We start from the raw sequence: 11,742 nt of genomic DNA on the forward strand, positions 1-11,742 counted from the left end.
CAGCGTGGCCGCATCCTATGGCTCGAGCTTCTTTCTCGTGGATGCTCTGCGGTCCATTCGACAAAGCGCCACGACAGCCGGAGCCGTTATTTCGACCGGTACGATCGCCACAATACTGTGTTCGCTCGTAGCTGGCCGCATCGCGGACTCACTGGGCGTGATGCGAACCATCACCCTTGCCGCAGCGATGATGGCGATGGCGATGATATGTTTCGCATCAGCGCAAACTTTGACGCTTTTCGCTTACGTCGGCGGGCTTTTTCTTGGCATTGGATGGTCAGTCTTCTACATACTGGCGCCGCTTCAAGTCCTGGGTCACGTGCGAGCTGATGCTCGTATCAAGTATCTTACCTTGCTTTCGGGATCTCAAATGCTGGGCATCGGGCTTGCTGCCCCCCTCGCGCGCACCGTCGCGGAAAGTTCTGGTTCCTACACCGCGGTTTACGCTTTATTCGCGGCTGCATGTCTCGTTGGTGCGATGCTTTTGGAGTTCGCCGGTAGGGCCCTGGCGCAAGCTCCTCAGATCAAAATGCCAACTGTACGACTCACCCTTGAAGGCGTGCTAGAAGCCCTCAAATCGAACACGCGCTATCCGATAATCATGATAGGCCTCGGGGCATGCGCTTTCGCCGGTCTTTCCACGTTCCAGACGCTTTACGCGACATCGCGGTCGCAATCTGCCGACACGTTCTTTCTTGTATTCACGCTGACAGCCGTCTTCCTGCGGTTTGCGGTGGCCCCGATAATTGGAAAGTTTCGTCTCGAACGCGTAGCCGCGTTTCTTATGGTGTGCACCATCGCCGGGCTATTCATCCTATTCATGAATGCAGGTAGTGCGGCGCTCTACATCCTCGGAACAGCGATGTTCTCACTGGGATACGGGCTGAGCTATTCGACTCTGAACGGTATGGTTGTTTTCATTGCAGGTACGGATGGGACATCATTTGCCGTTGCTTCTCAAGTCTTCACGCTCTCCTATTTCATTGGCCTGTTCGGATTTCCATACATCGCCGGGCAGGTCGTGAAAGCCAGCAGCTTCGATGAACTGCTAATCAGCATGATGATGCTGATCGTCGCGAATGGTGTCCTTCTCGCAACTCAAGTCGTCTCGACCGGCCGGAAGCATTGAGCGGCTGTTTGCAAGGATCATGGGATGCTGAAGCACGGCAACAGCGTTGATGTAATCGCGATCGGTGCAGGGCCGGCTAATCTGAGCTTGGCAGCCCTCGCAGCACCGATTCCGGAAATCTCTTTGCGAATCCTCGAAAGATCAGAAACGCTTAGATGGCATCCCGGTCTGCTTCTGGACGGTGCCGTTATGCAAACCAGCCCGCTAAAGGACTTGGTAACACCCGCGGATCCGACGAGCGCGTACAGCTTCCTGGCCTACTTGCATGATAAACGGCGGATCTACCAAGCCATCGTCCGAGGACTCGCGTGTGTTAGCCGTAGTGAATTTGACGATTATCTGCGATGGGCAGCGGAAAAGCTGGCTAACGTTCAGTTCGGTGAGCGTGTTATTGCAGTCGAACTGCGCGACGAATCCTTCGATGTCATAACTGGTCGCCGCAACTACCAAACCAGTACGGCGGTGCTGGGCGTGGGTCGGGTCCCGTCTATTCCTGATTGGGGCAGGAATGCACCGCCAAACGAGGTGTTTCACAGCAGTACCCTCCTCGTGCAGCGCCGCGAGCTTTCAAGCAAGCGTGTTGTGGTCGTAGGTGGCGGCCAAAGCGGGGCTGAAATATTTCTTCGTCTCCTGAGGGGGGCATACGGTCCGCTGGAAGCCCTGACCTGGGTGACGCGCCGGGCAAACATATTCGCCCTCGAAGATAGCCCGTTCGTCAATGAATGGTTCTTTCCGCAATATGGCGGCTGGTTCTTTGAGCAAAGCGAATCCACTCGGAATCAAATTCTTGAGCGGCAGTCATTGGCGAGCGATGGCGTCAACTCCGCGACACTTCGCACGATCTACAGTGCACTTTACGATCGCGAGGTCCATCGCGAGTCCTACCCGGCTCACGTGGAAATACGCGTCGACACCACGGCGGACGAGTTGCGCAGCGTGTGCCCGTTTCGCTTGGGCTTACGTCAGCAGACGACAGGTATTTGCTCAGAACATGTCGCTGACATTATCGTCTTGGCCACCGGCTACCGCACTGAAATCCCTTCGTTTCTAGAGCCGATCGCAAGCCGACTGGCGGTTGTCAGCGCGCCCGGCGGCTCTCGTGAGATCGTGGTCGAGGAGGACTTTTCGGCTCGTTTTGACGGTCCCGAAAGATGTCGTTTGTACATACAGAACGGCGCACGCTTTCAACACGGCATCGCTGATACGAATCTCAGCCTAGTCCCTTGGCGTGCTTCAACCGTGCTCAACTCGATCATCGGCCGCGTGGCTTACGATTGCGGGCCTGCAACGGGCGTCGTCAAGTGGACTAGCACGGGCGTCGAGAGCTCCCGTTGAGCGGCGAGCGGTCGGCAGCATGCCGCGATCCAGCAGGACTTATTGGGAGTAGATCATGAAGAATGCGCAGCTGATGACCTTAGGCGACATAACGGTCTATAGCCCTGGTGTACTAATACAGGACGTCAAGGGAATAGGTGATCCCAAGACCACTTGTCCGGTTGAACTCATCGAATTCCGGCTCGATCCGTTCGCGGTGTCGACGCCTCATTCCCATCCTTCCACCGAGATCTGGCGAATCACGAGCGGCCACGGTCAGGTGATGACCGATGATGGTGAGTTGGCCGTCAAGTCAGGGGATCTTGTGTTTCTGCGACCAAATCGAACCCATTATTTGGAAAACCGCGGCAGCGAAGTTCTGAGCGCCTTGTCCATCTCCTGGAAAGAAACCCGATGACCGACAGGATCTATGACTTAGCGGTCATTGGTGCCGGCGTCATGGGGCTCACTGCCGCCTTCATCGCAGCGAGCGATAGCCCGAAGAAGAGAATCGCCATCTTCGAACGGGATATCGTTGGGGCAGGTGCCAGTGGGTTGGCCCCCGGAATCCAAATCAACATTTGTCGGAACGAGAAGGAAAGGAGCCTCATCAATCGTGGTTCGAAATTCTGGCGAGAGGTCTATCCCCATTGGCCCAATGGCCGAGACCGTGATGTGTTTTGGTTGACGCGCGATCCCAACGAACTCGCGCGACGGAGCAGCGTGGGCGGTACCACCCCTTCAACATCTTTCGCGTTGGCCGAGAGACTTTCCTCGCTGCCGCGGTTTCTAGTTCCGCCCGACGTGGCCGTGTCGTTGGATCGGGGGTCGTACTGCCCAGTCGATTCCATTCTTCAGGATCTGGCCCAAAGGCTCAAGACCGTCGGGATTTCGATTTACGAGGGCAGTTCAATTGAAAGGATATGGCAGGGACCAAGCGATATTCTTCTTCAGACCTCTCATGACAGCGAACTCTCGGCAAGGCGGGCCATCCTCGCAATTGGCCCCTGGTTACCAGAGTCACCATTGCGTCGGCATCTTACAGACGAACCGCGATTGCGAGTTAAAAAAGTCGTCGCGCTTCACCTGGCGGCGCGCCCCACCCCAAACTGTCCAATGATCGGCTTGTTCGACGACTACGCTTTCCTCATTCCCATGATTGAGCAAGGATATTGGTTGTTCAGTTTTACCTCGCAGGAATGGGATGTGAGGCCCGACATCAATGGGCTGCGCGTCAGCTCGGATGATATGGCGCGTGCAACCGCAATACTGGCAAAATGGTTTTCCTCTGACGTTCCCGCGGTGGCGTCAGTGCGCGTGTTTTGCGACTGCTATTCTGACGATGGTGTCCCGTTCTCCCGTCCAGCCAGAGATGTCGCCGGTCTGCATGTCATTGGTGGTGGTGCGGGTAACGGGTTTCGTTTTGGGCCCGCGTGTGCGGAAGAGGCAGTACGATCCCTGTATTCTCCGTCTCGACATGTCGGCGCGACATGAGGGGAAGGCATATGCCGGATACGATTGGTATCGAAGCCAACCTCTCTCATAATTTTGCAGATACCGGTTATGGCGTTACCTCGAGATCGACCATGATTGTTGATCTCAGCGCCATTGAATCCAATTATCGGAGGTTTCAGGCGCTTGCGCCGTACAGCGCTTGCGGCTTAGTTGTCAAGGCAGACGCCTACGGTCTCGGCGCGGCGCGTATAGCGCCGTTTCTCGCTCGCATTGGCTGCAGGCATTTCTTCGTAGCCGACGTGGAGGAAGGTATCGCCGTGCGGGATGTGCTGCCATCATCTGCGAGGATCTACCTGCTTCACGGCGTTATGCCAGGTATGGAGCCGACTGCCGAGCAGCATGATTTATTGCCAATCCTGAATAGCAGGGAACAATTGGATGCATGGCTTCGGCATTGCCGACTTCGCAATCGGGCGTTGCCAGCGGGTATTCATGTCGACACGGGCTTGTCCCGACTAGGGTTTCCTATTGATGAGTTGCAGAAACTCGCCGACGATGAAAACGGGCTGTCGGAGTTGCCTATAGCGCTGTTCATGAGTCAACTCGCCTGCGCGGAGTTGCGAAATGAGGTCAGTCTTCAGCAATTAGATCGGTTCCGCGAACTGACCCATTTGTTTCCGAAAGCTATTCTGTCACTATCGAACTCGGCGGGACTATTCGCCGGGAGTGAATTTCATTTTGACCTCATAAGATCGGGTGGAGGGATTTTCGGCTTCTCGACCTCCGATGATCCCGACTTCAAGCCATCGCAAGTCGTCCGTCTGCGAACGCAAATCATTCAATGTCGAGAAGTGAAGCAGGGGGAAGCTATCGGATACCACAGGTCCTACACAGTGAAGAGGCGGATGCGTGTCGCTACAGCGTCCATTGGTTATGGAGACGGGTTTCCGCGTATTCTGGGCAATCGGGGGCACGTCTTCGTATGTGGTACCCGTGTGCCAATCGTCGGCTTAGTTTCGATGGATCTTATTACTATTGACGTAACGGATCTGCCCGAGAGTTGGACTCCGCCGGGTACCGTGGTCGACCTGATCTGCCCCGAGCAAACAGTTGGGGATGTGGCTTCAGCCGCGAAAATGCTGAGCGACGAACTGACCACCGCGATCGGACGGCGGTGCCATAGGGTGTATGCTTCAGCCCAACGAGATGATATGAGGCACCCGTGAACTCACCCGCCCTCCACTCCCGGCAAATCAATCGAGCGATCTATCTGGGCGACGAAGGGACGCGTCTCATGCGTCCGAACTACTTCACCGCTCAGGTGCGTCAGTTCCATGACTGTGAGAGAGTCTTCTATCTCGATCTCTTGTGCTCGAACCGATACGATTTGATCATTGAGGTAGGTTGTAGTTGCTATCGCCTCATCGGCGTCAAAAAGGCTGACAATGATTACCTTGGGATCGACATAAACCCACCTCGTGCACGACGGCTAAAAAAGGGAAATGGAGCAGTTATCCGCTGTGAGGCTAACAAGTTCTTCAAAAGAACGCGGCTGATCGATGAGATAATGCGGCGATATGACGGAAGGGTACTTTGTATATTGCCGTTTAATTTTCTTGGTACGATGGATGCGCCAATGGAGTTTCTCGCACGGGTGTGCCAGGCGCCCTTTGATCTCGCCTTGTCGCTCTTTTCAACTGGCGAGACGGCAACCGTAGCTCGCCTGGAATACTACAATCTTTGCGGCATCAACGTTCAGGGTGTGGTGCGTACCGATGACTATGTCCGCTTGGACTGCTCCAACGGTTTTCAGGCGTTCGCTTTCGATCCGCTCTTTCTGAAGAACCGCATATCGACCTTTGGCTTCCGCTTGAATGAAGCGGGGTATTATGACGTCTGTAACTTCCTCCATTTCAAAAAGAGCGCTCCTGAAGATTGTTCGCCTTGTAAGGCAAACTGAAGGGCTTGGGCTTTTGCGTGTGGCGCGGCACGGCGTCGTTGTTTAGGCCGACGTACGAACAAGCGTGGTACATGGCGTTTCTCGGGCGTATTACGAGAAAGATCTGGAAAACGCGATCCCTATCGCAGGCGGCCGGGCGCAAAAGCACGGTGGTGTCAGTATCGAACATTTGAGACCCCGAAACGGTGGCTGGCCATCACGACAAGGGGCGGGACGTACTCAAGTTCATGGTGGCGGCCCACCGTTGTCGAGCCGCAGCGGCCGAGGAGGTGGTGCCGGCTGCTCCCTTGCTGCGGCCGCCGGCCGACGTGGACGCCGTCAGCGCCGGCGCGTTGCCCGGGAGCGAGCTCGGGATAAGGCCTCATAGCAGAGCCTGCCGGATTCAGAAGGCGGCAGTGCTCGGCGACGCCTCGGCTTTCCGCAGCTGCGTCGCCGCGCGCGGCACCACGACGTGGAAAGACGTCCGGACCGCGAGCTAGATGTCAGACGTACTGCACCAATTTGAGGTAATCGTCTGTGAGGACTGGTGAGCGAATCGAACAGGCCGCGTCTTGAAGGAAGGTGGTCAGAGTCTGACTGGCGCGATTGCGGCGTTCGAAAGATTGCCGTGCCGGCGCGCGAGTACGGAGAGTTGCTAATTCGGAACTAACGAGCTCAGCCGCTGCTCCGGCGCAATCTGAGGCCGAGAAGCAACCAGCGGACATGACAGCCTGTGCCAGTCCCAGTGTGGTGAGCCAACCCGCATAGATCAGCACGGCACCGTCTGTCTCATTGAGCGCAGAGAGTTCCTCAATTGCAGCAGCATGGACTGATGCCGCACCAACAGACCGAAAGAGATCGGCTATCTCGTCACGCGTGGCTTTAGAGAGGAGGCAGCGGCCGAGATGTGATAGGAGCGCCTCGGTCGGACCTTCGAAGATGCGGAGGATGCGAGCGTCTCGATAGATCTTGGCTAAAGGCGTTCCCTCATCGTAACCACGGCCACCTAACAGCTGGACACATTGATCAGCGACAAGGCCGCACCACTCCGAGGACAAAACCTTCGTTGCCGACGCAAGGTGGACGTTAGGGGCGCCCTGCGCTGAAACAAGTCGGCAGGATGCGGCCAGCATCGCCTTCACGACTTCCCGCCGCAGCACCATCTGCCCAAATAACTGCTCGATGTAGCTGTTCTCGATCATGCGCAGTTTACCGAGTCGACGATGGCTTGCATAAGAGGCTGCGACCTGGATAGCGCGCTCAAGCGCTCCAAGACCCATAGCAGCCACACCGATACGGCCGCGGTTCATACTAGATGCCGCCGCGCCCCAGCCGTCTTGATCGCGAGAGAGCACGTAAGCACTCGGCACCTCGACATCCTGGAACTCCAGACTATTCTGAATAATGCCACGTAGACCGAGTGTGCGATGCTCGTGCGTGACCTTTAGGCCTGGAGCCTGCCTGTCAACGAGTACACCAACGAGCCGGCCTTTCGCATCGGGACCAGACGCGCGCGCAAAGCAAACGATCCAGCGAGCCCAGTCGGCGAGGCCGATCCAGATCTTGCGGCCAGAGATACGAACTTTATCTTCGCGCATGAGAGCCGAAGCCTCTATATGCCTCGGGGCAGAGCCAGCTCCAGGCTCCGTCAAAGCGAAAGCGCAGAGATCGCCGCGTGTTGCACCCCAAATGATATTTTTTTGTTCGGGGATGTGCGGTGCCGCTTCGATGCAGGGCAAGGCCAGGAAGTTATGGATAACGAGCGTAGAGGCAGCGGAGACATCGAAGGATGCAGTGGCGGAGATGAGGTTGATGGCCTCTTGCAAGGGAAGAGCTAATCCGCCGTGCTCTCCTGGTGTGGTGAGCCCGAACAGTCCATGCTTTGCCAACATGCTGTGTAGGGTCGGAGGGAATGCTCGGCGGTCATCCGCGTCTGCGAAATTCAGCTGACTGAGGTCAGCGATCAAACTGGAGTATAGTGCAGCTGCACGACCTTCAGCTGTGCGTTCCTGCGCCTCCCCGCATTGGGCGTAAACCTGAGTGTACATAGCCATAAGGCCCACAATGATCCCGGCCGCGCTTGGTGCCAATTCATCCCCGTGGCTAGCTCGGCTACACATTGGTATAGTGTGGATGCAAGCGCAGTATAAGCAGGCTGTCTGGACCGGCATTTTATTGTGGCCGCCGCGCGGGCTCCCATCAAGATGCGTCTTGTCGATATGACCTATCGGAGGCGCACGCTCGTTTCAGTGACCTCCCATTCTCCTCAAGACTCACTCAGGTTGTCGATTGGTGTTTCGTCCCAAAGAGAGCCGCCTGGGGAGAGATCCGTCATGCACCGATCGCCAGCATAGCGAGGCGATACGTGACATAGATGGAAGCGAGGATGTCGTCGGCGGACTTGGTCCATTTGAATGGCCGGGAATCGGCGTTGTGATGATCGATGAAGTGGCAAGAAATACCCCGACGGCCTGCGTTGCGATGAAGCGGCCGTTGATGGGCGGAACGGTATGGAGATCGAGCGCGAGGCTAGGCGGATCCTCTGGAAAGCACATCAAGGCGGGATCGACGTCGCGCGGTTGGTTTTTATCGAGGAGACGTGGATCCTGCATCTGACTGCTCGGGACCTCCGCCGCGCGGCGGTCGACGATGGCCGTGCCAGCGAGGGAAGAGCTAGAGCTCCGGTCGCCCCACCTCGCCGCGAAACAGCTCTGATGCACGATGCAGGACCGCAGCGGCACCGGCCAGTCGATTCCGGGGTGCTATTGCGCCCACGTCGATGCTCGCCAGAAGCTTCGGATGGCTCGAGAGGGAGTCTCGAGCTGGCCAAGATCAAGTCTTTGAGTCGAACTTGTATGAGGCCTGAAAGAATGTACCCCAGCGCTCCATACTGTACTTCGCAAATGAGGGCGAGTGCTCGATGCAGCCGTTACCGCAGTGCATGGACCCGGCGTCCCTTTTGGTCCACATGGCCCAATAGCGGCCACCAAAGCCGACGCTGATGTTGCTGGTGACGAAGTAGGACAGCACGCCTTCAAGCTGGACGCCGCCGCCACCATTGCCGCGTTGTTCCGTGAACGTGGTCTCGGGACGCAGGAGGTGATTGTCTCGCCCGATGAAATCAGTCCAGGGCAGGTAAGCGACATCAGCGTTCAAGCGCCAACGCTCGGTCAGCATGGTTTCGGCGCTCAGGCCGATCCGAGGTGCATTCCATTGAGTATCCTCGCTGCCAACGATCCTGTTGTCACCCGGCTTCAGACATCGATGCCGCGGATTAGCGAACTCAACGCAACCGATCGAGTCCGAGCTCTGGCCGTAATAGGTCCAGCCTATGAATCCACCGACTTTGTAGTTGGTGCTGCGCAGGAAATCGTAACCGACGTCGGCTGTGTAATATGTGAACCTTCCATTTGTCTGACCTGAAAGGGTGTTCTGGTAGGACCGTCCCTTGTGGGGTACCCAATCTTCATCGTTAACTTTCCCTTTGTTGAAGCCCCCGATACCAAGGTTGCTCTTCAGGAACACTCCCAAGGGACTGTCAACACGGCCAAATAACTCCCCGGAGAACCCGTCCAGTCCATGATACGTGAGCCTTGATATCAGCAAGCCGGGATCTTGGTCTTGGTCCGCTGCGCTGTGATCCCACTGGAATCTTCCCCGGCTGAGCCAGAGCCGCGAGCCGCCTTCGAATGACCAGCCGGGCGCGTAGGGGATGGGCTGCACGCTCGTGGGTGCCTTCGTGTAGAGCGGAGCATTAGACCATTCTGCGCCGTTTAGGTCGGCGTCGAAATGGTAGTTAAGGCCAATCCTTCCGATGTGGTAGTTGCTGGACAGGCTGGTTGTGTTCGCCGGCAGAATCGCAAACGGCGGAAACTGCACTGTCGAAGCCGTCGCGACGCCCGGTCCGCCAAAGTGCAGATAGTCATACTCGACGTTCACCGACCATGCAGGCGCAATCGCTTGCTCGATGCCCAGCCCGATGACGCCACCGAGACGACCATAGTCGAAATGGGTTTTCTCCTGAGGCACGTAGCCGGCTTCAAAGTTGTTGACGACATCGCCTCTATTGTTTTGCCAGGCTACGCCTCCCTTGAGATACGCCAGCGTGTGGCCGAGTGCGCCAAAGGCGTAACCAATTCGGCCAGTCCCGGTGGCGAAGAGGTTGGGACCTGCGATGCAGTTTGCGCTCACAACCAGGCCCGAATGAGCGAGGCAGGTATTTGTGCCTTCGGAAACGACACCGCTGGCATCCAGTTCGACGCCAAACACCCAGCTGCTGTTCTGCCAATTGTAGCCGATCTGGCCACCCGCAAGAAATGCCGGGCTTTCCACGATACCGCCATAGATCGATGGACCGTAGGGATTGCTGAAGGAGGTTCGGCCGTACCCACCGCCGACGTGTCCGCCGATATAGCCACCCGACCAGTTCCATACGACCAGCGGCAGCTTCGGTTCTGGCTCAAGGCGCGCGTTGGCCGCATCGCTGGCCATGACTGCAATTGTCGTGGCACCCAACAGAAGAACTCTCGATTTCATCAAAGACCCTGCACTTTCCCGGTCCACACCGGCTTCCTAAGATATCGCCGCACGGCAAATAGTCGGAGCAGACTGACACTCGCGGTAACGCGCGCCAGATCCGCTCCGAAAATCACCGCACTGCGTTAGGTGATGATGCACCGAAGGAAGCAACCCGCGTGCCGAACTGAATTCGTATGTTTTTGCAGGAATTTCGTCGATTTGTTGCGTCATCTTGCTGACTAATTGTCTCAAGTTTTACAATCGGAGCTTCCGACAGTCCCTTCATCGCCGAATAATTTGCAAGGTAGGCTCTAATGCGCGACGTGCATCTGTCGTGGAGTGGTCGCGCGGACGCGCCGCTCGCGCATTCTGCCCTCCGAACCGGAGCATATCTTGTGCTTCGCGCAGACCCGGAGCGGCAAAGGCGTCGGCCTCGTCATCCCGTCGCTGCTGACTTGGCCAGGATCTGCGATCGCACACGACATCAAGGGCGAGAACTGGCAGCGCTTCCGTGCCCGGCACGGCCGCGTACTTCTCTTCGATCCGACCAATGCGAAGTCATCAGCCTACAACCCGTTGCTGGAGGTTAGGCACGGCGAGCGGGAGGTGCGCGATGTCCAGAACATTGCCGACATCCTCGTCGACCCCGAAAGGCAGCCTCGAGAAGCGAAACCATTGGGAGAAGACCAGTCACACGCTCCTGGTTGGCGCGATTCTCCACGTCCTCTACGCCGAGGAGGACAAGACGCTCGCCGGCGTCGCAGCCTTCCTGTCCGATCCCAAGCGGCCGATCGAATCGACGCTTGCGGCGATGATGCTGACCGCGCATCTCGGCGAGGCCGGCGTCCATCCGGTCGTTGCCTCCGCCGCGCGCGAACTGCTGAACAAGTCCGGCAACGAGCGCTCCGGTGTCCTGAGCACCGCGATGTCGGTCCTCAGCCTCTATCGAGATCCCGTGGTGGCCGAGGTGACGCGACGCTGCGACTGGCGGATCAGTGACATCGTCGGCGGAGACCGAGCGACCACGCTGTACCTCGTCGTACCGCCATCGGACATCAACCGCACCAAGCGGCTGATCCGGCTGATCCTCAACCAGATCGGCCGCCGCCTGACCGAGCATCTCCAGGCCAAGGCCAGGCGGCGCCGGCTCCTCCTGATGCTCGACGACTTCCTGGCGCTCGGCCGGCTCGATTTCCTTGAGTCGGCGCTCGCCTTCATGGCTGGTTACGGCATCAAGAGTTTTCTGATCGCCCAGTCGCTGAACCAGATCAAGAAGGTCTACGGGCCAAACAACTCGATCCTCGACAACTGTCATGTCCAGGTCCCGGCGACGATCTCGGATTGTGAGGCAGGCATGGTCGCGAAGAAGAAAGCTCAGATGTCGGTC

Annotated in this window: 9 protein-coding genes and 1 pseudogene; 8 read left to right on the forward strand and 2 right to left on the reverse strand. The window is 57.4% G+C overall.

Translation table 11 applies throughout. The annotated features are described in order from the left end of the window. The 7 genes from CWO91_RS28155 to CWO91_RS28185 all read left to right on the forward strand — a co-directional run. Positions 1 to 1,129 (forward strand): MFS transporter (locus CWO91_RS28155; RefSeq protein ID WP_130218193.1); only part of this gene is annotated, 1,129 nt, incomplete at its 5' end. A 24-nt stretch (positions 1,130 to 1,153) separates the two neighbouring features. Then, a complete protein-coding gene (locus CWO91_RS28160; protein WP_130218195.1) occupies positions 1,154 to 2,464 on the forward strand; it encodes a lysine N(6)-hydroxylase/L-ornithine N(5)-oxygenase family protein in 1,311 nt (436 codons plus the stop codon). A gap of 55 nt (positions 2,465 to 2,519) precedes the next feature. Continuing rightward, complete coding sequence (locus CWO91_RS28165; RefSeq protein WP_130218197.1) at positions 2,520 to 2,861, forward strand: cupin domain-containing protein; 342 nt, start codon at positions 2,520 to 2,522, stop codon at positions 2,859 to 2,861. Then, positions 2,858 to 3,937, forward strand: a complete 1,080-nt coding sequence (locus tag CWO91_RS28170) for an NAD(P)/FAD-dependent oxidoreductase (RefSeq protein ID WP_130218199.1) — start codon at positions 2,858 to 2,860, stop codon at positions 3,935 to 3,937. The genes CWO91_RS28165 and CWO91_RS28170 overlap by 4 nt, the downstream gene beginning before the upstream one ends. 11 nt (positions 3,938 to 3,948) lie before the next feature. Then, a complete protein-coding gene (gene alr, locus CWO91_RS28175; protein WP_245471394.1) occupies positions 3,949 to 5,124 on the forward strand; it encodes an alanine racemase in 1,176 nt (391 codons plus the stop codon). Further along, entirely contained in the window at positions 5,121 to 5,858 is a 738-nt protein-coding gene (locus CWO91_RS28180; RefSeq protein WP_245471395.1) for a hypothetical protein, read from the forward strand. Before alr ends, CWO91_RS28180 begins: the two co-directional genes overlap by 4 nt. 185 nt (positions 5,859 to 6,043) lie before the next feature. After that, positions 6,044 to 6,337, forward strand: a complete 294-nt coding sequence (locus CWO91_RS28185) for a hypothetical protein (RefSeq protein ID WP_130218203.1) — start codon at positions 6,044 to 6,046, stop codon at positions 6,335 to 6,337. 3 nt (positions 6,338 to 6,340) lie between these two features. On the opposite strand, the gene CWO91_RS28190 is transcribed toward CWO91_RS28185, so the two are convergent. After that, positions 6,341 to 8,008 (reverse strand): acyl-CoA dehydrogenase family protein, encoded by a 1,668-nt coding sequence (locus CWO91_RS28190; RefSeq protein ID WP_130218205.1) that lies wholly within the window; start codon positions 8,006 to 8,008, stop codon positions 6,341 to 6,343. Positions 8,009 to 8,669: 661 nt separating this feature from the next. Beyond that, positions 8,670 to 10,328 carry an outer membrane protein gene (locus CWO91_RS28195; RefSeq protein ID WP_165405757.1) on the reverse strand — a complete coding sequence of 553 codons (1,659 nt, stop codon included), beginning with the start codon at positions 10,326 to 10,328 and terminating at the stop codon, positions 8,670 to 8,672. 405 nt (positions 10,329 to 10,733) lie between these two features. On the opposite strand from CWO91_RS28195, the pseudogene CWO91_RS28200 reads away from it, so the two are divergent. Then, positions 10,734 to 11,697: pseudogene (locus CWO91_RS28200) on the forward strand (type IV secretory system conjugative DNA transfer family protein); the annotation flags it as partial. Positions 11,698 to 11,742 lie beyond the last annotated feature (45 nt).

Origin of the sequence: Bradyrhizobium genosp. SA-3 (assembly GCF_004212635.1) — a bacterium.
GTDB lineage: Bacteria > Pseudomonadota > Alphaproteobacteria > Rhizobiales > Xanthobacteraceae > Bradyrhizobium.

Coding starts and splice junctions, on each gene's coding strand:
- CWO91_RS28160 (WP_130218195.1), top strand. CDS start 1,154: ATGCTGAAGCACGGCAACAGCGTTGATGTAATCGCGATCGGTGCAGGG.
- CWO91_RS28165 (WP_130218197.1), top strand. CDS start 2,520: ATGAAGAATGCGCAGCTGATGACCTTAGGCGACATAACGGTCTATAGC.
- CWO91_RS28170 (WP_130218199.1), top strand. CDS start 2,858: ATGACCGACAGGATCTATGACTTAGCGGTCATTGGTGCCGGCGTCATG.
- alr (WP_245471394.1), top strand. CDS start 3,949: ATGCCGGATACGATTGGTATCGAAGCCAACCTCTCTCATAATTTTGCA.
- CWO91_RS28190 (WP_130218205.1), bottom strand. CDS start 8,008: ATGCCGGTCCAGACAGCCTGCTTATACTGCGCTTGCATCCACACTATA.
- CWO91_RS28195 (WP_165405757.1), bottom strand. CDS start 10,328: ATGGCCAGCGATGCGGCCAACGCGCGCCTTGAGCCAGAACCGAAGCTG.